At 73.4% G+C, this 19,168-nt stretch carries 16 protein-coding genes and 1 pseudogene; 6 read left to right on the top strand and 11 right to left on the bottom strand.

The features are described from left to right. The first annotated feature begins 574 nt into the window (after nucleotides 1-574). Nucleotides 575-1,585, top strand: a complete 1,011-nt coding sequence (trpS, locus tag ACWEJX_RS30270; protein ID WP_451610604.1) for a tryptophan--tRNA ligase — start codon at nucleotides 575-577, stop codon at nucleotides 1,583-1,585. On the opposite strand, the gene ACWEJX_RS30265 is transcribed toward trpS, so the two are convergent. Next, nucleotides 1,543-2,553: a GlxA family transcriptional regulator gene (locus ACWEJX_RS30265; protein WP_451610603.1), complete on the bottom strand. Its 1,011-nt coding sequence runs from the start codon at nucleotides 2,551-2,553 to the stop codon at nucleotides 1,543-1,545. The genes trpS and ACWEJX_RS30265 overlap by 43 nt on opposite strands. 84 nt (nucleotides 2,554-2,637) lie before the next feature. Here ACWEJX_RS30265 and ACWEJX_RS30260 point away from each other — a divergent pair, with 84 nt between their 5' ends. Continuing rightward, a complete protein-coding gene (locus tag ACWEJX_RS30260; RefSeq protein WP_451610609.1) occupies nucleotides 2,638-3,219 on the top strand; it encodes a cysteine hydrolase family protein in 582 nt (193 codons plus the stop codon). Nucleotides 3,220-3,231: 12 nt separating this feature from the next. Here the strand turns inward: ACWEJX_RS30260 and proC are convergent, their stop codons facing one another. The 5 genes and pseudogenes from proC to ACWEJX_RS30235 all read right to left on the bottom strand — a co-directional run. Continuing rightward, nucleotides 3,232-4,041, bottom strand: coding sequence for a pyrroline-5-carboxylate reductase (proC, locus tag ACWEJX_RS30255; protein WP_451610602.1), 810 nt, complete (start codon nucleotides 4,039-4,041; stop codon nucleotides 3,232-3,234). A gap of 102 nt (nucleotides 4,042-4,143) precedes the next feature. Continuing rightward, on the bottom strand, nucleotides 4,144-4,881 hold the full coding sequence (locus tag ACWEJX_RS30250) for an ABC transporter permease (protein ID WP_451610601.1): 738 nt from the start codon (nucleotides 4,879-4,881) through the stop codon (nucleotides 4,144-4,146). Continuing rightward, nucleotides 4,878-5,672: an ABC transporter ATP-binding protein gene (locus ACWEJX_RS30245; protein ID WP_451610600.1), complete on the bottom strand. Its 795-nt coding sequence runs from the start codon at nucleotides 5,670-5,672 to the stop codon at nucleotides 4,878-4,880. The genes ACWEJX_RS30250 and ACWEJX_RS30245 overlap by 4 nt, the downstream gene beginning before the upstream one ends. Before the next feature lie 59 nt (nucleotides 5,673-5,731). Next, nucleotides 5,732-6,232, bottom strand: coding sequence for a hypothetical protein (locus ACWEJX_RS30240; RefSeq protein ID WP_451610599.1), 501 nt, complete (start codon nucleotides 6,230-6,232; stop codon nucleotides 5,732-5,734). A gap of 45 nt (nucleotides 6,233-6,277) precedes the next feature. Then, nucleotides 6,278-6,511 (bottom strand): annotated as a pseudogene (locus ACWEJX_RS30235) (SH3 domain-containing protein); the annotation flags it as partial. A gap of 147 nt (nucleotides 6,512-6,658) precedes the next feature. Here ACWEJX_RS30235 and ACWEJX_RS30230 point away from each other — a divergent pair. Beyond that, a complete protein-coding gene (locus ACWEJX_RS30230) occupies nucleotides 6,659-8,866 on the top strand; it encodes a protein kinase domain-containing protein (protein ID WP_451610598.1) in 2,208 nt (735 codons plus the stop codon). A gap of 86 nt (nucleotides 8,867-8,952) precedes the next feature. Here the strand turns inward: ACWEJX_RS30230 and ilvD are convergent, their stop codons facing one another. The 4 genes from ilvD to ACWEJX_RS30210 form a co-directional block, all read right to left on the bottom strand. After that, nucleotides 8,953-10,806, bottom strand: a complete 1,854-nt coding sequence (gene ilvD, locus ACWEJX_RS30225; protein WP_451610597.1) for a dihydroxy-acid dehydratase — start codon at nucleotides 10,804-10,806, stop codon at nucleotides 8,953-8,955. 176 nt (nucleotides 10,807-10,982) lie between these two features. Continuing rightward, nucleotides 10,983-11,609 (bottom strand): TetR/AcrR family transcriptional regulator, encoded by a 627-nt coding sequence (locus ACWEJX_RS30220; RefSeq protein WP_451610596.1) that lies wholly within the window; start codon nucleotides 11,607-11,609, stop codon nucleotides 10,983-10,985. Further along, the gene (locus ACWEJX_RS30215; protein WP_451610595.1) at nucleotides 11,606-12,430 is read right to left on the bottom strand and encodes a sugar phosphate isomerase/epimerase family protein; all 825 of its coding nucleotides are present in this window, start codon (nucleotides 12,428-12,430) and stop codon (nucleotides 11,606-11,608) included. The genes ACWEJX_RS30220 and ACWEJX_RS30215 overlap by 4 nt, the downstream gene beginning before the upstream one ends. A gap of 149 nt (nucleotides 12,431-12,579) precedes the next feature. Then, entirely contained in the window at nucleotides 12,580-13,506 is a 927-nt protein-coding gene (locus ACWEJX_RS30210) for a Ppx/GppA phosphatase family protein (protein ID WP_451610594.1), read from the bottom strand. 149 nt (nucleotides 13,507-13,655) lie between these two features. On the opposite strand from ACWEJX_RS30210, the gene ACWEJX_RS30205 reads away from it, so the two are divergent. Then, nucleotides 13,656-14,432 carry a hypothetical protein gene (locus tag ACWEJX_RS30205; RefSeq protein ID WP_451610608.1) on the top strand — a complete coding sequence of 259 codons (777 nt, stop codon included), beginning with the start codon at nucleotides 13,656-13,658 and terminating at the stop codon, nucleotides 14,430-14,432. Nucleotides 14,433-14,484: 52 nt separating this feature from the next. Here the strand turns inward: ACWEJX_RS30205 and ACWEJX_RS30200 are convergent, their stop codons facing one another. Beyond that, a complete protein-coding gene (locus tag ACWEJX_RS30200) occupies nucleotides 14,485-16,215 on the bottom strand; it encodes a BACON domain-containing protein (RefSeq protein WP_451610593.1) in 1,731 nt (576 codons plus the stop codon). Nucleotides 16,216-16,399: 184 nt separating this feature from the next. On the opposite strand from ACWEJX_RS30200, the gene radA reads away from it, so the two are divergent. Both radA and disA read left to right on the top strand, forming a co-directional pair. Further along, on the top strand, nucleotides 16,400-17,803 hold the full coding sequence (radA, locus tag ACWEJX_RS30195) for a DNA repair protein RadA (protein WP_451610592.1): 1,404 nt from the start codon (nucleotides 16,400-16,402) through the stop codon (nucleotides 17,801-17,803). A 261-nt stretch (nucleotides 17,804-18,064) separates the two neighbouring features. Next, a complete protein-coding gene (gene disA / locus ACWEJX_RS30190; RefSeq protein ID WP_451610607.1) occupies nucleotides 18,065-19,123 on the top strand; it encodes a DNA integrity scanning diadenylate cyclase DisA in 1,059 nt (352 codons plus the stop codon). Nucleotides 19,124-19,168: the final 45 nt, after the last annotated feature.

The raw sequence follows: 19,168 nt of genomic DNA, 5'->3' as shown, positions 1-19,168 counted from the left end.
AGATCTTTCCGATCCGATTTCCTCGGTGCTTTCCGGTCCCTTTCGCTTTCGCTCCGGGCCCTTCCGGCGTTTCCGACTCTATCAGATCCTTTCGGTGTCTGATCCCCGGTCAGCGGGGTTTGTCTTTCCGGCTGTTGGGCCGTTCCGACGAGTGAGACTTTAGCGGATTCCCGGCCCCCGAAGCCAATCGGCGGCTCACGCTCAAACTTCGAACGCGGATTCCTCATTTCGCAAAAACACACGGAAAGACAAGACGGCGCGACAAAGCACACCGTCAGGCGTTGAGTGGTTCTTGCGGAATCGCTGTCCGGGGCCGACCGGGGTCGGTGCTCACGTCGGACAACTCGGAGAACACTACGGATCGGGGAATCCCGTGTCAACCCGGGTCCGGGTGGGTAGCCTGTGCGCATGACTACGCATGCGCACAGCACCCAGTGGTGGGCCGCCTGACCCGGCGGCCGCACTCGCGCATGCAACACAACGGCCGCCGCCTCGGCGGCCGTTCGCGTATCCCCCTCCGGGAGCCCGGCCGACGAGCCGGCGGGCGTCCGACAGGAGAGGGAGAACCAAGGCCATGAAGCGGATCTTCAGTGGGGTCAAGCCGACCGGGCACCTGACGCTGGGGAACTACCTGGGGGCCGTGCGGCGCTGGGTCGAGGTGGACCAGCACCAGGCGGACGCGCTGTTCAGCGTGGTGGACCTGCACGCACTCACCGTCGAACACGATCCGGGGCGGGTGACCCGGCTGAGCCGGCAGGCGGCGACGCTGCTGCTGGCGGCCGGGCTCGATCCTGAGCGGTGCACCGTCTTCGTGCAGAGTCATGTGGACGAGCACGCGCGGCTCTCGTATCTGATGGAGTGCGTGGCCACGGACGGCGAGATGCGCCGGATGATCCAGTACAAGGAGAAGAGCGTCCGGGCCCGGGAGTCCGGGCAGAGCGTACGGCTGTCGCTGCTCACGTATCCGGCGCTGATGGCGGCGGACATCCTGGCGTACGGGACCGACGAGGTGCCGGTGGGCGAGGACCAGACGCAGCACGTGGAGCTGGCGCGGGATCTGGCGGTGCGGTTCAACCAGCGGTACGGGCAGGTGTTCACGGTGCCGAAGGCGGTGAACCCGGTGGTGGCGGCGCGGGTCATGGATCTGCAGGACCCGACATCGAAGATGGGGAAGTCGCACGAGAACGGCGCCGGGATCATCTATCTGCTCGACGACGCGGACACGGTGCGGCGGAAGATCATGCGGGCCGTGACGGACAGCGGGCGGGTGGTCGTCTACGACCGGGAGGAGAGCCCCGGGGTGGCGAACCTGGTGGATCTGCTCGCCGCGGCCACCGGATGCAAGGGGCTGGCCGAGCTGGCCGACGCGTACGACTCGTACGGGGCCCTGAAGAAGGACACCGCGGAGGCGGTGGTCGAGCTGCTGCGGCCGGTGCGCGAGCGGCATGCGGAGCTGGCGGCGGATCCGGGGTACGTGGCCGGGGTGCTGCGGCAGGGGGCCGAGCGGGCGCGCGGGATGGCGCGGCCGGTCGTGGACCGGGCCTATCGGGCGATCGGGTTGCTGCCGGCGGAGCCCGCCGTGTGACGGAAGGCGGCGCGGTAGTCGCGCGGGCTGGTGGCGAGGTGCGAGGCGAAGTGCTGGCGCATGGTGACCTCGCTGCCGAAGCCCGCGCGGCGGGCCACCTCGGGGAGGGGGTGGTCGGTGCGTTCGAGGAGTTTCTGGGCGGCGGCGACGCGCTGGGCGATCAGCCAGCGGGCGGGTGTCGTGCCGGTGGTGGCGTGGAAGTGGCGGGCGAAGGAGCGGGCGGACATGCCGGCGCGGGCGGCGAGGCTCGCGACGGTGTGCGGTGCGTCGAGGTGGGCGAGGGCGTGGGCGCGTACGGCGGCGAGGGCGTCGGCGTCGCGGTCGGCGCGCGGGGTGGGGTGCTCGATGAACTGGGCCTGGGTGCCGGTGCGGAAGGGGGCGGTGACCATGGAGCGGGCGATCGTGGCGGCGACTTCCGCGCCGTGTGCCGTACGGACGAGGTGGAGGCAGAGGTCGATGCCCGCGGCCGTGCCGGCGGAGGTCCAGATGCCGGTGTCCTCGATGAAGAGGGCCTCTGGTTCGACGGTGGCCCGGGGGTGGCGGTCGGCGAGGGTGCGGGCGTGGCGCCAGTGGGTGACGGCGCGGCGGCCGTCGAGGAGGCCGGCGCGGCCGAGGACGAAGGCGCCGGCGCACAGGGAGGCGACGGGGACGCCGGCGGTGTGGGCGCGGCGCAGGGCGTCGAGGACGGGGGCGGGGACGTCGGCGTCGGGGTCCTCGATGCCGGGGACGAGGACGAGGTCGGCGGGGGTGAGTGCGTCGAGCCGGTCGAGCGGGGTGTCGGGGGTGAGGCTGAGGCCGCCCCGGAGGGGGACGGGGACGGCGGGGTCGGCGGCGGCGCGGAGGAGGGTGAAGGGTGGGACGCCGCGGTCGCGGCGGTCGGTGCCCCAGACCTCGGTGACGACGGAGACGTCGAAGGCGCGGATGCCGGGGAAGACGAGGAGGGCGATGCGTTGGACGACTTCTGCCACGCTTGGCAGTAAACCATCGATCGATGGCGTTTCCGCCTCTGGGGTGCGGGGCGGGGCGGCGGCAGGGTGGTGGGCATGGAGAACATCAAGGTTGAAGAGAACGCGGCGCTGATCGTCATCGACGTGCAGAAGGGGTTCGAGGACGCCTTCTGGGGCCGGCGGGACAACGCGGACGCCGAGCGGAACATGGCGGCGCTGATCGACCGGTGGCAGGAGACGGGGCGGCCGGTCGTCTTCGTACGGCACGACTCGCTGCGGGCGGGTTCGCCGCTGGCGGCGGGGAGCCAGGGCAATGCCCTCAAGGACTTCGTCGAGGAGCGGCGGGGCCGGGGGGCCGGGCCGGAGCTGTTCGTCACGAAGACGGTGAACTCGGCGTTCTACGGGGAGCCGGACCTGGACACCTGGCTGAAGGAGGCTGGGATCCGGCAGTTCGTGATCGTCGGGATCCAGACGAACATGTGCAACGAGACGACCGCGCGGATGGGCGGGAACCTCGGTTACGACGTGCTGTTCGCGATCGACGCGATGCACACCTTCGACCTGGCCGGTCCGTTCGGCTGGTCGCAGACGGCGGAGGAGCTGACCCGGGCGACGGCGGTGTCGCTGCACGGCGGGCAGTTCGCCCGGGTCGTGAGCACGGAGGACGTGCTGAAGGCGGCGGAGTAGCGGAGTAGGGGCTCAGCCGTTGCCGGAGGCGAGCTCGCGGCTGCGGTCGCGGGCGGCTTCCAGTGCGGCGATGAGGGCGGCCCGTACGCCGTGGTTCTCCAGCTCGCGGATGGCGGAGATGGTGGTGCCGGCCGGGGAGGTGACGGCCTCGCGGAGCTTGACCGGGTGCTCGCCGCTGTCGCGGAGCATGACGGCGGCGCCGATGGCGGCCTGGACGATGAGGTCGTGGGCCTGGGCGCGGGGCAGGCCGAGGAGGATGCCGGCGTCGGTCATGGCCTCGACCAGGTAGTAGAAGTACGCGGGTCCGGAGCCGGAGAGGGCGGTGGCGGCGTCCTGCTGGGACTCGGGGACGCGCAGGGTCTTGCCGACGCCGCCGAAGATCTCCTCGGTGTGGGAGAGGTGCTCGGGGGTGGCGTGGCTGCCGGCGGAGATCACGGACATGCCCTCGTCGACGAGGACGGGGGTGTTGGGCATGACGCGGACGACGGGGGTGCCGGCGGTCAGGCGTTCCTCGATGAAGGCGGTCGGGATGCCGGCGGCGGCGCTGATGACGAGGCGGTCGGCGGCGACGTGCGGGGCGAGTTCGTCGAGCAGCCGGCCCATGTCCTGGGGCTTCACGGCGAGGATGAGGGTGTCGGCGCGCTTGGCGGCGTCGGCGTTGCTGACGGCCTCGACGCCGTAGCGGGCGTGGAGTTCGGCGGCGCGTTCGGCGCGGCGGGCGGTGACCAGGAGGTTCGCGGGGCGCCAGCCGGCGCGGATCATGCCGCTGAGGAGCGCTTCACCGATCTTGCCGGTGCCGAGGACTGCGACGGTCTGGGTCATCGTTCTGTTCACCTCGCCGGAGGGGTTCCACGTGCAAGGACATCCTTGCACCGGGCCCCCGTCCGGCGCGTCGGCTGTCCACGGAACGGTCATGCGGGACGGTCATGCCGTGCGACGGCGGAGGGTGGCGGCGCCGAGGCCGAGGACGAGGACCGCGCAGCCGGCGACGACGAGGGCGTCCCGTACGAAGTCGACGGTGACGTCGGTGTGGCGCAGGACCTGGTTCATGCCGTCGACGGCGTACGACATAGGCAGCACGTCCGAGATCGCCTCCAGGGCCGGGGCCATCCGGTCGCGCGGGGTGAACAGGCCGCAGAGCAGCAGCTGCGGGAAGATCACGGCCGGCATGAACTGGACGGCCTGGAACTCGGACGCGGCGAACGCGGAGACGAAGAGGCCGAGGGCGGTGCCGAGCAGCGCGTCGAGCAGGGCGACCAGGAGCAGCAGCCAGGGCGAGCCGATGACGTCGAGGCCGAGGAACCACAGGGCGAGGCCGGTGGCGAGGACGGACTGGGCGACGGCGACGAGGCCGAAGGCGAGGGCGTAGCCGGCGATGAGGTCGCCCTTGGCCAGCGGCATGGCGAGGAGGCGTTCGAGGGTGCCGGAGGTGCGTTCGCGCAGGGTGGCGATGGACGTCACCAGGAACATGGTGATGAGCGGGAAGATGCCGAGGAGCGAGGCGCCGATGGAGTCGAAGGTCTGCGGGCTGCCGTCGAAGACGTAGCGGAGCAGGAAGAGCATCACGCACGGCACGAGCAGCATCAGGGCGATCGACCGGGGGTCGTGGCGGAGCTGGCGCAGCACGCGGGCGGCGGTGGCGAGGGTGCGGGCACCGTTCATCGGCTCTCCTGGTCACGGGTGCGGGCGCGGGCCGCGGCGGCGTCGACGAGGTGGAGGAACGCCTCCTCGACGGTGGCGGTGTCATTGCGGCGGCGCAGTGCGTCGGGGGTGTCCTCGGCGAGGAGTTCGCCCTCGCGGAGCAGCAGCAGCCGGTGGCAGCGCTCTGCCTCGTCCATGACGTGGGAGGAGACGAGGAGGGTGGTGCCGCGGTCGGCGGCGATGCGGTGGAAGAGGTCCCACAGGTCGCGGCGGAGTACGGGGTCGAGGCCGACGGTCGGTTCGTCGAGGACGAGCAGTTCGGGTGTGCCGAGCAGGGCGACGGCGAGCGAGACGCGGCTGCGCTGGCCGCCGGAGAGCCGGCCGGCGAGGGCGTGGGCGTGGGAGGCGAGGTCGACGTCCTCGATGGCCCGGTCGACGGCGGCGCGGCGCTGGTCGCGGTGGGCGCGGCCGGGGAGCAGGACCGAGGCGAAGTAGTCGAGGTTCTGGTGGACGGTGAGGTCGTCGTAGACGGAGGGGGCCTGGGTGACGTAGCCGATGCGGGCGCGCAGGGCCGGGTCGCCGGCGGGGCGGCCGAGGACGTCGAGGGTGCCGGTGACCTTGGCCTGGGTGCCGACGACGGCGCGCATGAGGGTGGTCTTGCCGCAGCCGGAGGGGCCGAGGAGGCCGGTGATGCGGCCGCGGGGGACGGTGAAGTCGAGCTGGCGCAGGACGGTGCGGTCGCCGCGGACGACGGTGAGGCCGGAGGCGGTGATGGCGCCGTCGACGGTGCCGTCGACCGCTTTATTCATCATGCGATGAATAGTGGGCCCGGGGGTGCCGCGCGTCAAGGACCCGGGGGGCGGGGAGTGGGTTAGCGCTTGGGCTTCTTGCGCTGGGAGGGGTTGCCGGCCCGGCCGGCGCGGCGCTTCTCGTACTGCGCGCGGGCGGTCTCGTACTCCGTGCGGCGCAGCCTCTCGCCGGGCGCCTCGGAGAGCGCGCGGAAGAAGTACGCGAGCAGCGAGCCGATGAAGCCGATCGCCTTCACGCTGCGCAGCGCGTCCTCGCGGGCCGGGTCGGCCGGGCGGCGGGAGAAGCCCTCCCAGGTCCTGCGGAAGGCGATGGCGCTGCAGATCGCGAACATGACGACGACCAGGACGCTGACGAAGCCGCCGACCTCGGCGATCTCCAGGCCCTGGTACGCGAAGCGGAGCACGAGGCAGCCGGCGACCGCCGCGGCGAGCGACCCGACGGCGACGGCGGCGCGGCGCAGCCCGTAGTGGCCGGAGTGGTCCAGCCAGGTGGTCCCGAAGAAGCGGATGTCCTCGGGCTGGGGGCCGGCCGGCTTCTCGGGGGTGCGGTTCTCGTCGCTCACGAGTCGATTATCCCGCTCGGTGTCCCGGCACCCCGTGAAGAGGGGTCAGGAGCAGCGCGGGGCGACGTAGCCGTCGCTGCCGGTGTGCACGTACGCGTCGGAGACGTACTCGCCGTCGGCGATGTTGTCCCACAGGTTGGTGGTGCCGTACGGGCCGGTGATCCACTCGCCCGGCGTCTGGCAGTAGACCGTCACGTAGGAACCGGCCGGAAGCGTGCGCACGATCGAGTACTTGGTGCTCGGGCCGGACCGGACGTTCACGCGGTAGGCGGACGTGATCTGGTAGCGATTGGACATTCGAGCTCTCCCCCGTTCGGACGACGCGCGCAGGCTACCAAGCCATGTCCGGATCCGATGCGCCATGGTCTAGGCTCCGTGCGTCGTGCGCGCGCACGGCACCGACGGGGAAACACACGGGGTGGGGCAATGCCACCGTTGCGCGGCACCGGCGTCGGCCGGGAAGCGGAAGATCCTGAGTACGCGGGCGAGTACCGGCTCGGGGCCGTCCTCGGCTCCGGCGGCATGGGCATCGTCCGGCTGGCCCGCTCGGCCTCCGGGCTGAGACTCGCGGTCAAGATCGTCCACGACACCTATGCGTCGGACCCGGAGTTCCGGGCCCGCTTCCGGCAGGAGGTGAACGCGGCCCGCCGGGTGAGCGGCGCGTTCACGGCGCCGGTCGTCGACGCCGACCCGGACGCGCCGCGGCCCTGGATGGCCACGCTGTACGTGCCCGGGCCGACGCTCGCCGAACAGGTCAAGAGGAACGGCCCGCTGAGCCCCGCCGAGCTGCGCCGGCTCACGGCCGGGCTCGCGGAGGCGCTGCGCGACATCCATCGGGCCGGTGTGGTGCACCGGGACCTCAAGCCGGGCAACGTGCTGCTCACGGACAGCGGGCCGAAGGTGATCGACTTCGGCATCTCGCGGCCCGCGGACAGCGATCTGCACACGGAGACGGGCAAGCTGATCGGCTCGCCGCCGTTCATGGCGCCCGAGCAGTTCCAGCGGCCCCGGCAGGTCGGTCCCGCGGCGGACGTCTTCGCGCTGGGCTCGGTCCTGGTGCACGCGGCGACCGGGCGCGGGCCGTTCGACTCCGACAGCCCGTACATCGTGGCGTACCAGGTCGTCCACGACGAGCCGGACCTGACGGACGTCCCGGAGGAGCTGGCGCCGCTCGTCGCGCGCTGCCTGGCGAAGGAGCCGGCGGAGCGGCCGACGCCGGACGAGGTCATGGCGGCGCTGCTGCCGCCGTCGTACGAGGCGGCGGCGTTCATACCGGCGCAGCGCCGGGCGTCCTCCCCGATACCGGTGATGGCCGGGGACACGGACACGCGTGCGCTCAGGGCTTCCGGTGTCGACCCCGCCACCGCCACGGGCCCGCGCACCGAGGCGGTCGAGGCACCGCGGCGCTCCCGCCGCCGGCCGCTCGCCGTCGTGGCCGCGGCCGTGCTCGCCGCGCTGACGGCGGGCGGTGTCCTGCTGGCCGTACAGCACGGCGGGAGCGAGGACCAGGAACGGGCGCAGCGGACGGCCGCGTCGCGGCCGCTCGACGCCTGGCGGACCGCGCTGCCCGGCGCGGGCGCCTCGGCGCCGGTCTGCGCCGCGGCTCCGTACGACGGCGCCCTGTTCTGCGCCGCGCGCGGCTCGAACTCGGTGGCGCGGCTCGACGCGGGCACCGGCAAGCAAGCCTGGTCGGTGCCGAGCCGTGGCGACGGCACGGACGCCGTCGCGCCCGTGCTCGCCGGCGGGCGGCTCGGGACGGTCAGCGGCGACCGCTACACGACCTACGATCCGCACACCGGCAGGCCCGGCTGGAGCACGGACATGTCGGCGTACTTCGCCGACCCCATCGCCGCCGGCGACACCCTGCTCCTCGGCTCCCCGTCGGGCACGTTCACCGCCCTCGACGGCGCGACCGGCCGGCGGCTCTGGCAGCACCCGCTGCGCGGGAACATCGCTCCGCAGACCGGCCCGTACGACCCGGCGACCGGCCTCGTGCACGTCTTCGAGGCGTCCGCCGACGGCGCCCACACCCTGGTCACCTCGGTGCGCGCGAGGAGCGGCGAAGTCGTCCACCAGCGCCGGCTGCCCGGCGACCTCGTCGCCGCCGCCACGGGCGGGGACGGCACGCTCTTCCTGACGTCCCAGGGGTTCCAGGGCCGAACCAACGCGGTCGTCCGACACGACCCGGCGCGCGGGACCACGCACCGCGTGCCGCTGCCCTTCAGCATGGAGGACCCGCGGATCACCGCCCACGGCACCGCGGTCTACCTCCTCGACCACACCGGCGCGCTCGTCGCCGTCGACACGGCCGGCTCGGGCGACTCGGGCGACTCGGGCGACTCGGGCGGCGGCCGCACGCTGTGGCAGCTGGAGACCTCCGCCGGGCACGTCTCCCAGCCGGTCCTCTCGGCCGACGGCACGCGCCTCTACTTCTCGGCGGCCGACGGGCGCCTGTTCGCCGTCGACACCGCGCGCGGCACCGTCCTCGGCCAGACCGAGCCCCGGCTCCACGACGGCAGGCTGGGCTTCACGGCCTCCGTGCCGACGCCGGTGGTGACGGGCGACCGCGTGTACGGGACGGCGCCGGACGGGTCGGTGTTCGCGGTGGACGGGCGGGACCCCGCCCACTGGTGACGGACGGCCCACCGGTGACGGACGGTACGACGAAGGGGGAGCGGTCAGCCGCTCCCCCTTCGTCGTACACACTCACAGCGCGGGCGTCAGCCCAGCTTCGTCACGTCCCGCACCGCGCCCTTGTCCGCGCTCGTCGCCATCGCCGCGTACGCCCGCAGCGCCGCCGAGACCTTGCGCTCGCGGTTCTTCGGGGCGTAGACGCCGCCGAGGGCCTCGCGGCGGGCGGCCAGGGTCGCGTCGTCGACCAGGAGCTCGATCGCGCGGGTGGGGATGTCGATGCGGATGCGGTCGCCGTCCTCGACGAGGGCGATGGTGCCGCCGGAGGCGGCCTCCGGGGAGGCGTGGCCGATGGAGAGGCCGGAGGTGCCGCCGGAGAAGCGTCCGTCGGTGACGAGGGCGCAGGTCTTGCCGAGGCCGCGGCCCTTGAGGAAGGAGGTCGGGTAGAGCATCTCCTGCATGCCGGGGCCGCCCTTGGGGCCCTCGTAGCGGATGACGACGACGTCGCCGTCCTTGACCTGCTTGTTGAGGATCTTCTCGACGGCCTCTTCCTGCGACTCGCAGACGACGGCCGGACCCTCGAAGGTCCAGATCGACTCGTCGACGCCCGCCGTCTTCACGACGCAGCCGTCGACGGCGAGGTTGCCGCGCAGGACCGCCAGGCCGCCGTCCTTGGAGTAGGCGTGGGCGGCGTCGCGGATGCAGCCGCCCTCCGCGTCCACGTCGAGGGTGTCCCAGCGCTCGGACTGGGAGAAGGCGGTGGCGGAGCGGACGCAGCCGGGGGCCGCGTGCCACAGCTCGACGGCGTCCTCGGACGGGGAGCCGCCGCGGACGTCCCAGTTCTTCAGCCAGTCGGCGAGGGAGGGGCTGTGGACGGCGTGGACGTCCTCGTTGAGCAGGCCGGCGCGGTGCAGCTCGCCCAGGATGGCGGGGATGCCACCGGCCCGGTGGACGTCCTCCATGTAGTACGTGCCGCGGGGCGCGACGTTCGGCGCGACCTTCGCCAGGCAGGGCACGCGGCGCGAGATGGCGTCCATCTCGGTCAGGCCGTAGTCCAGCTCGGCCTCCTGGGCGGCGGCGAGCAGGTGCAGGATCGTGTTGGTGGAGCCGCCCATGGCGATGTCGAGGGCCATGGCGTTCTCGAAGGCCGCGCGGGTGGCGATGTTGCGCGGCAGGACGGACGCGTCGTCCTCGTCGTAGTAGCGGCGCGTGAGGTCCACGACCGTGCGGGCGGCGTTCTCGTACAGCGCGCGCCGGGCGGTGTGGGTGGCGAGGACCGTGCCGTTGCCGGGCAGGGAGAGGCCGATGGCCTCGGTGAGGCAGTTCATCGAGTTGGCGGTGAACATGCCGGAACACGACCCGCAGGTCGGACAGGCGTTCTCCTCGATGCGGAGGATGTCCGCGTCCGACACCTTGTCGTTGACGGCCTCGGAGATCGCGTCGACCAGGTCGAGCGTGCGGACCGTGCCGTCGACGAGCGTCGCGCGGCCGGACTCCATCGGGCCGCCGGAGACGAAGACGGTCGGGATGTTGAGCCGCAGGGCGGCCATCAGCATGCCCGGGGTGATCTTGTCGCAGTTGGAGATGCAGATCAGGGCGTCGGCGCAGTGCGCCTCGACCATGTACTCCACGCTGTCCGCGATCAGGTCGCGGGAGGGCAGCGAGTAGAGCATGCCGCCGTGGCCCATGGCGATGCCGTCGTCGACGGCGATCGTGTTGAACTCGCGGGCGATGCCGCCGGCGGCCGTGATGGCCTCGGAGACGATCCGGCCCACCGGCTGCAGGTGGGTGTGGCCGGGGACGAACTCGGTGAAGGAGTTCGCCACCGCGATGATGGGCTTCCGTCCGATGTCCGCGCCCGGTACACCGGAGGCGCGCATAAGGGCGCGGGCGCCCGCCATGTTGCGGCCGTGGGTGACTGTGCGGGACCTCAGCTCGGGCATCGTCGCTCGCTCCTCGTGATGGGTGTGCTTGCAGTCGAGCGTACGCTTCGACTCCAAGATCCGGACAACCATGTCCGCTATACGAGACGGATGTTCGGCTCGTGGTCAGCTGGGACGGTGCGGGTCGGGGGGTGCGGGTCGGGGACGGTGCGGGTCGGGGGGTGCGGGCCGGGGGGTCAGGGCTGCGTGAGGTAGCGCTGCAGCGTCGGCGACACCTGGGCCACGATCTCCTCCGGGTCCGCCGACGCCAGCGGCTCCACCTGGATCACGTACCGCAGGATCGCGATCCCGATCATGTGCGAGGCCGCCAGCTCCGCCCGCAGCTTCGGCTCCGGTACGTCGAGCTCCCCCGCGATCCGCTCCAGGAGCCGGCGCAGCACGAAGCCCCGCAGCACCTTCGCCGCCGCCTCGTGCGTCAGCGCCGAGCGGATGACCGCGAGGAGCGGGGCGCGGGTCGCCGGGTTCTCCCAGACGCCGATGAAGAAGCGGGCCAGCCGCTCGCCGATCGCGTCGCGCGGGCCCGCGACGATCGCCGGGACGACGGCCGTCGGCTCGAACGACACCTCGATCGCCGCCGCGAAGACCTCGTCCTTCGTCCCGTAGTAGTGGTGCACGAGCGCCGGGTCGACCCCGGCGGCCTTCGCGATGCCGCGGACCGAGGTCTTGTCGTACCCCTTCTCGGCGAACAGCTCCCGCGCCGCCGCCAGGATCCGCTCCCGCGCGCCCGGTCCGCCGTCGTCCGCGGCCGTACGCGAGGGGCGGCCGCGCCGCCGGGGAGCAGCGCCCGTCGAACCGTCGCTCACGCGTGCGTGCCCCGCGAGGCGGCGGCCAGGTGGAGCCGGGTGAAGGCCAGCGCCTCGGCGAGATCGGCCTCGCGTTCGGCGGAGGACATGGCGCGCCGGGTGTTGACCTCGATGACGACATGGCCGTCGTAGCCGTTGTGGGCGAGCCGCTCCAGCAGCTCCGCGCACGGCTGGTTGCCCCGGCCCGGGACCAGGTGCTCGTCCTTCGCCGAGCCGCGCCCGTCGGCGAGGTGGACGTGGCCGAGCCGGTCGCCCATGCGGTCGACCATGGCGAGGGTGTCGGTGCGGGCGGTCGCGGTGTGCGAGAGGTCGATCGTGAAGTGCCGGTAGTCGGCCTTGGTGACGTCCCACTCGGGGGCGTACGCGAGCATCTCGCGGTCCTTGTACCGCCACGGGTACATGTTCTCCACGGCGAAGCGCACGTCCGTCTCGTCCGCCATGCGCCAGATGCCGGTCACGAAGTCCCGCGCGTACTGGCGCTGCCAGCGGAACGGCGGGTGCACGACCACGGTCGACGCGCCCAGCTTCTCGGCCGCCGCCTGCGCGCGCTGGAGCTTGACCCACGGGTCGGTGGACCAGACGCGCTGGGTGATCAGGAGGCAGGGGGCGTGTACGGCGAGGATCGGGATCTGGTGGTGGTCCGAGAGCCGGCGCAGCGCCTCGATGTCCTGGCTGACCGGATCGGTCCACACCATGATCTCGACGCCGTCGTAGCCGAGGCGCGCGGCGACCTCGAAGGCCGTCGCCGTCGACTCCGGATAGACCGAGGCCGTCGACAGGGCGACCTTCGCATCCGGGATGCGCACCGCTGGTTCTGCCACGGAGACAGGGTACGGGGCGGGCCCGGGGGCCGGGGGGTGGTTCCGGTCACCTCCGGGCCCGGCCCCGGCTCGCCGTGACCGCGCCCCCCAGCCGCGCCTCGGCCCGCGCCCCGTGGACCGGCGCGGGCCGGGGGCGCGCGGCTACGGGCCTACGGCAGGTGGTCGAGCCTCCGCAGGATCACGCCCTCGCGCAGCGCCCACGGGCAGATCTCCAGCTCCTCGACCTCGAACAGGTCCATCGCGCCCTCCGCGACCAGCGCGCCCGCGAGCAGCTGGGCGGCCCGGCCCTCGGAGACGCCGGGCAGGGCGGACCGCTCGGCGACCGTCATCGCGGCGAGCCGCGGCACCCACTCCTCCAGCGACTTCCGCGACAGGTTGCGCTGCACGTAGAGGCCGAAGCCGGAGCCGGGCGCGCCCGCGATGCGGGCCAGCTGCTTGAAGGTCTTGGACGTGGCCACGACATGGTCCGGGGAGCCGAAGCGGCTGAACTCGCCGACCGTACGGGCGATCTGCGCGCGGACGTGGCGGCGCAGCGACTTCACGTCGGCCGGATCCGCCGGGTCGCCGGGCAGCCAGCCGGAGGTGAGGCGACCGGCGCCGAGCGGCAGGGAGACGGCGGCGTCGGGCTCCTCGTCGATGCCGAAGGCGACTTCGAGGGAGCCGCCGCCGATGTCGAGGAGGAAGAGCTTGCCGGAGGACCAGCCGAACCAGCGGCGGGCGGCCAGGAAGGTGAGCCGGGCCTCCTCCTCGCCGCTGAGCACCTGGAGCGCGATGCCGGTCTCCTCGTACACCTGGTGGAGGACGGCGTCGGCGTTGCTGGCCTCGCGCACCGCGGAGGTGGCGAACGGCAGAACCTCCTCGCAGCCCTTGTCCTCGGCGGCGGTGAGCGCGTCGCGGACCGTGGCGACGAGCCGCCGGACCCCCGCCTCGGCGATGGCGCCGCGCTCGTCGAGGAGCTCGGCGAGGCGCAGCTCCGCCTTGTGGGAGTGCGCGGGCAGCGGGCGGGCGCCGGGGTGGGCGTCCACCACCAGCAGGTGCACTGTGTTCGAACCGACGTCGAGGACTCCGAGTCTCATGGACGAAACGCTACTGCGCGCGCCCGCATACGCTTGGTCTTGTGCCAAAGACGAAAAAGGTCAAGCCGGGCAAAGACAGCACGGACACCGCAAAGGACACTGCCAAGGACGCCGCCGGGCAGGCGAGGCTCTCCCACGCCGCGAAGGCCGTGAAGAAGCGGGCCAAGGACCAGGAACCCGACGAGAAGGGCCTGGACTTCCCGCGCGCCTGGGTGGAGTTCGCCGACCCGGAGGACGAGGAGCAGGTCTACCGCTGTGACCTGACCTGGCTCACCTCCCGCTGGACCTGCATCTTCGGCAACGGCTGCCAGGGCATCCAGGAGGGGCGCGCGGACGACGGCTGCTGCACGCTGGGCGCGCACTTCTCCGACGAGGACGACGAGAAGCGGGTCGCCGAGCACGTCGCCCGGCTCACGCCCGAGCTGTGGGAGTTCCACGACGTCGGCACGGAGACGGGCTGGACGCAGGTCGACGAGGACGGCGACCGGCAGACCCGCCGCTGGAAGGGCTCCTGCATCTTCCAGAACCGGCCCGGTTTCGCGGGCGGCGCGGGCTGCTCGCTGCACATCCTGGCCGTGCGGGAGGGCCGGGAGCCGCTGGAGACCAAGCCGGACGTCTGCTGGCAGCTGCCGGTGCGGCGCACGTACGACTGGATCGACCGGCCCGACGACACCAGGGTGCTCCAGGTGTCGATCGGCGAGTACGACCGGCGCGGCTGGGGCCCGGGCGGCCACGACCTGCACTGGTACTGCACCACCGCGAGCTCGGCGCACGTCGGCAAGGACCCGGTGTACGTCTCGTACAAGCCGGAGCTCGTCGAGATGATGGGCGCGGCGGCGTACGAGGTGCTCGTCGGCCTGTGCGAGGCGCGGCTCGCGTCGCAGCTGCCGCTGGTGGCGCCACACCCCGCCGACCCGGCGGACTAGGGCTGCCGGACGGACCCCAGCCGCTCGTCGGTGATCCGGTGAACCGGGCGGACTAGCTGGCCGTGGGCGCGGGGTCGCTGCTCGTCGGCGACCCGCCCGTGGACGACGAGTCGCTCGGCGCGGGCGTCGGGTCCGTGGTCGGGTCCGTGGTCGGCGGCCCGGTCGTCGGGTCCGTCGTGGGCTCGGTCGTCGACGGCGGCGGAGTGGTCGGCGGCTCGCTGGTGGGCGGCGGGGTGGTCGGGTCCGGCGTGCCGGGCGGCGGGGACGTGGGCTCGGTCGTCGTCGGGGGCGGCGTCGCCCCGTATCCGTCGATCCGCACCACCGCGCCCGACGGGTTGACGCCGACCCGCGCGCTCCAGGCGCCGGCCGGTTCGCGGGCGCGGTCGACGAAGATCCGCACAGTGACCGACTCGCCGGGGCGCAGCGTGCCCGACGCCCGGCTCACGTACAGCCAGGGCGCGTCCGACCAGAGCGCCCAGGCGCCCGGCTGCCTGCCCTCGTTGCTGAGCGTCAGCAGGGTCGTCCCGCCGCTGCCGCGCGCGGCGACGGCGATCCGGGCCGGTGCCGGCTGCCCGGGCGGGGTCGGGGCGGCGGGCGCGCCGGGGCTGATCACCTCGACCGTCACGTCCGGGGCGCGGCTCCCGCGGGTGAAGCGTGGGTCGGGGGTCGTACGGGCGTTGCCGGTGTTCTCGTAGCGCTCGTACGGGCTCCCGTCGGCGCCGCCGGACTGCGCGGCGCCCGGTGCGTCCGCGTCCCGCGCGCTGATCCGGGCGCCGTCCTGGCCCTCCCCCGCGACCGGCGCGCCGCGGTACGAGGCCCACAGCGCGAGCACCGGCGCGGCGACGACCGCGGCGACGACGGTCGTGGTGACGGCCCGGGTGCGCATCCGGTCGCGGCGCGCCGCGTGGTCCTTGGGGTCCATCGGGAAGCCCGTCGGCCCGAACCGCGGGGCCCCGGCCCGGGCGCGCGGGACGTGCAGCATCGCCACGTACGCGGCGGCGCGCGGCGCCTCCACGATCGGGAGGCGGACGGCGGTGGGGGCGCCCGGCCACGGCGCGCCGGCCCCCGCGCGCTCGGCGGCCCGGCGGCAGCGCGGACAGTCGTCGACGTGCCGGACCAGCTCGGCGCGCAGCGCCGCGGAGAGCAGCACCTGGTGGTCGCCGGTGAGCCGGGCCACGGTCGGGCAGTCGCCGGTCTCCACGACCGCGAGCGCGGCCCGGGTCCGCTCCACCTCGCAGGCCGCCGACTGCAGCAGCTCACGGCAGGCGACCGGGTCGAGCGACAGCACGGCGGCGACCTCGCGGTGGCCGAGCCCGTGCCGTACCGCCAGCTCCAGGGCCTCGCGCTGCTCCGGCGTCGTGCCGGCCGCCTCGGGCCAGGCGAGCGCGGCCAGTTCGGCCCGGCGCCGCTCGGCGACCTCCGGCGCCACGCGCGGCGGCTCCGGCTCGGCCACGGCGGGACGGCCGCTGTGCGCGCCGCCCTGCCGTCGGCTCCGCTGCTCCCCGAGGCTGCGCAGACAGGCCCAGCGGGCCAGCGCGTACAGCCAGGCGCGGCGGCCGGGCTCGTCGGAGGGGCAGCGGCCGTGGTGCCGTTCGGCGATCGCGAGGACGTCGCCGAGGACGGCGGTGGCGGTGTCGTGGTCGCACAGCACCGAGAGGCAGTAGGTGAACAGGCCGTCCAGGTACTCCTCGTACCGGGCGGGCGGCCGCTGGCCGAGGGTGCGGGGACCGCCGGTGGGGCGGGTGGGGTGTTCCCTTGTGTCTTCCAGCCTGCTGCTCGTCACCCGGCGACGGTAGGCAGGAGGGAGGGGGGTCTTCGCACCTCTTGCGCGCTTTTAATCCATACGGGTGAAGCGACCACTCGAAAGGGGACACGAGCGAGGAGGCGGGCCGGAGCACGGGGGCGCCGGGGCGGCGGGGGTGAGCGGGCGGGCGGGGTTGTCAGTGGGTCCCGCTACCGTGTGCGGCATGGCTGCTCGTACCAAAACCGCCAAGGACCGGCCGTCCTATCGCTGCACCGAGTGCGGCTGGCAGACCGCGAAGTGGCTCGGCCGCTGCCCCGAGTGTCAGGCCTGGGGGACGGTCGAGGAGTACGGCGCGCCCGCCGTGCGGACGACCGCCGCCGGGCGGGTGTCCTCGGCCGCGCTGCCGATCGGGCAGGTCGACGGGCGGCAGGCGACCGCCCGGAGCACGGGCGTCGACGAGCTGGACCGGGTGCTCGGCGGCGGTCTCGTCCCCGGCGCGGTGGTGCTGATCGCGGGCGAGCCGGGCGTCGGCAAGTCGACGCTGCTGCTCGACGTGGCGGCGAAGGCGGCGAGCGACGAGCACCGCACCCTCTACGTGACGGGCGAGGAGTCCGCGAGCCAGGTCCGGCTGCGCGCCGACCGGATCAACGCGCTGAGCGACCACCTCTATCTGGCGGCCGAGACCGACCTGTCGACCGTGCTCGCGCATCTGGACGAGGTGAAGCCGTCGCTGCTGGTCCTCGACTCGGTGCAGACCGTGGCCTCGCCGGAGATCGACGGCGCCCCGGGCGGCATGGCGCAGGTCCGCGAGGTGGCCGGAGCGCTGATCCGGGCGTCGAAGGAGCGGGGCATGTCGACCCTGCTGGTCGGCCACGTGACGAAGGACGGCGCCATCGCGGGCCCCCGGCTCCTGGAGCACCTGGTGGACGTGGTGCTGCACTTCGAGGGCGACCGGCACGCGCGGCTCCGCCTGGTCCGGGGCGTGAAGAACCGGTACGGGGCGACGGACGAGGTCGGCTGCTTCGAGCTGCACGACGAGGGCATCACGGGGCTCGCCGACCCGTCGGGCCTCTTCCTGACCCGCCGTGACGTGGCCGTGCCCGGCACCTGCCTCACCGTGACGCTTGAGGGGCGCCGGCCGCTGGTGGCCGAGGTGCAGGCGCTGACGGTGGACTCGCAGATCCCGTCGCCGCGCCGGACCACCTCCGGTCTGGAGACCTCCCGGGTGTCGATGATGCTGGCCGTCCTGGAGCAGCGCGGCCGGATCAGCGCGCTCGGCAAGCGGGACATCTACAGCGCGACCGTCGGCGGCGTGAAGCTGTCCGAGCCGGCCGCCGACCTGGCCATCGCCCTCGCGCTCGCCTCGGCCGCGAGCGACACCCCGCTGCCGAAGAACCTGGTCGCGATCGGCGAGGTCGGGCTGGCGGGCGAGGTGCGCCGGGTGACGGGTGTGCAACGCCGGCTCGCGGAGGCGCACCGGCTCGGGTTCACGCACGCACTGGTCCCGGGCGACCCGGGGAAGGTGCCGGCAGGCATGAAGGTCATCGAGGTCGCGGACATGGGCGACGCCCTGCGCGTGCTGCCGCGCAGCCGCAGGCCCAGAGCCCCGGAGGGGGCGGAGGGCTAGCGGAGGCGCCCCACCGGAGGGGCGGCCGAAGGGGAGCGGAAGGGCGACGGAAGGCGAGCGGAAGGGCGACCGAAGGGGAGCGGTAGGCCGGCGGAAGGCGAGCGGAAGGGCGACCGACGGGGAGCGGAAGGGCAGGTGCCGCCCGGACGGGCTCGGCTGGTCGCGGGGGGCTGCGGGGCGGTGTCGCTAGACTTTGCCCTGGTCTCGCCCATCCGTACGAGCCGGAGGAGTGCAGTGGCAGCCAAGGACAACGAGGCACTGATGCGTGCGTCGCTCAGTGCCGTCGCCCCCGGCACCGCCCTCCGCGACGGGCTCGAACGCATCCTCCGCGGCAACACCGGCGGTCTGATCGTCCTCGGCATGGACAAGACCGTCGAGTCGATGTGCACCGGCGGTTTCGTCATCGACGTCGACTTCACCTCCACCCGGCTGCGCGAGCTGTGCAAGCTCGACGGCGCGATCGTCCTCGACAAGGACATCTCCAAGATCCTGCGGGCCGGCGTGCAACTGGTCCCGGACGCGTCGATCCCGACCGAGGAGACCGGCACCCGGCACCGCACGGCGGACCGGGTCTCCAAGCAGTGCGGTTTCCCCGTGGTCTCCGTGTCGCAGTCGATGCGCCTGATCGCCCTGTACGTGAACGGCGAGCGCCGGGTCCTGGAGGAGTCGGGCGCGATCCTGTCCCGCGCGAACCAGGCCCTGGCGACCCTGGAGCGCTACAAGCTGCGCCTGGACGAGGTGGCCGGCACGCTCTCCGCCCTGGAGATCGAGGACCTGGTGACCGTCCGGGACGTGACGGCCGTGGCGCAGCGCCTGGAGATGGTGCGCCGGATCGCCACCGAGATCGCCGAGTACGTGGTGGAGCTGGGCACCGACGGCCGGCTGCTCTCGCTCCAGCTCGACGAGCTGATCGCGGGCGTGGAGCCGGAGCGCGAGCTCGTCGTCCGCGACTACGTGCCGGAGCCGACGGCCAAGCGCTCGCGCACGGTCGCCGAGGCGCTGACCGAGCTGGACGCGCTGACCCACGCCGAGCTGCTCGAACTGCCGATAGTGGCCCGCGCCATGGGCTACAGCGGCTCCATGGAGACCCTGGACTCGGCGGTCTCGCCGCGCGGCTACCGGCTGCTCGCGAAGGTGCCGCGACTGCCGGGCGCGATCATCGAGCGGCTCGTGGAGCACTTCGGCGGGCTGCAGAAGCTGCTCGCGGCGAGCGTGGACGACCTGCAGACCGTGGACGGCGTCGGCGAGGCGCGGGCGCGCAGCGTCCGCGAGGGCCTGTCGCGGCTCGCGGAGTCGTCGATCCTGGAGCGGTACGTCTAGGCCGCCGCCACCCGCACATACGCCGAGGCCCCGGGACGGATCGCC

Source organism: Streptomyces sp. NPDC004788 (genome assembly GCF_053601115.1).
The sequence above is the reverse complement of the archived record's forward strand: the minus strand, read 5'-3'. Positions and strand labels throughout refer to the sequence as shown.

What these genes read in the sequence shown, in the direction of transcription:
- ACWEJX_RS30210 (WP_451610594.1), bottom strand. Translation starts at nt 13,506, where the DNA reads ATGAGACTCGGAGTCCTCGACGTCGGTTCGAACACAGTGCACCTGCTG.
- ACWEJX_RS30250 (WP_451610601.1), bottom strand. Translation starts at nt 4,881, where the DNA reads ATGAACGGTGCCCGCACCCTCGCCACCGCCGCCCGCGTGCTGCGCCAG.
- ACWEJX_RS30230 (WP_451610598.1), top strand. Translation starts at nt 6,659, where the DNA reads ATGCCACCGTTGCGCGGCACCGGCGTCGGCCGGGAAGCGGAAGATCCT.
- trpS (WP_451610604.1), top strand. Translation starts at nt 575, where the DNA reads ATGAAGCGGATCTTCAGTGGGGTCAAGCCGACCGGGCACCTGACGCTG.
- radA (WP_451610592.1), top strand. Translation starts at nt 16,400, where the DNA reads ATGGCTGCTCGTACCAAAACCGCCAAGGACCGGCCGTCCTATCGCTGC.
- ilvD (WP_451610597.1), bottom strand. Translation starts at nt 10,806, where the DNA reads ATGCCCGAGCTGAGGTCCCGCACAGTCACCCACGGCCGCAACATGGCG.
- ACWEJX_RS30245 (WP_451610600.1), bottom strand. Translation starts at nt 5,672, where the DNA reads ATGATGAATAAAGCGGTCGACGGCACCGTCGACGGCGCCATCACCGCC.
- disA (WP_451610607.1), top strand. Translation starts at nt 18,065, where the DNA reads ATGCGTGCGTCGCTCAGTGCCGTCGCCCCCGGCACCGCCCTCCGCGAC.
- proC (WP_451610602.1), bottom strand. Translation starts at nt 4,041, where the DNA reads ATGACCCAGACCGTCGCAGTCCTCGGCACCGGCAAGATCGGTGAAGCG.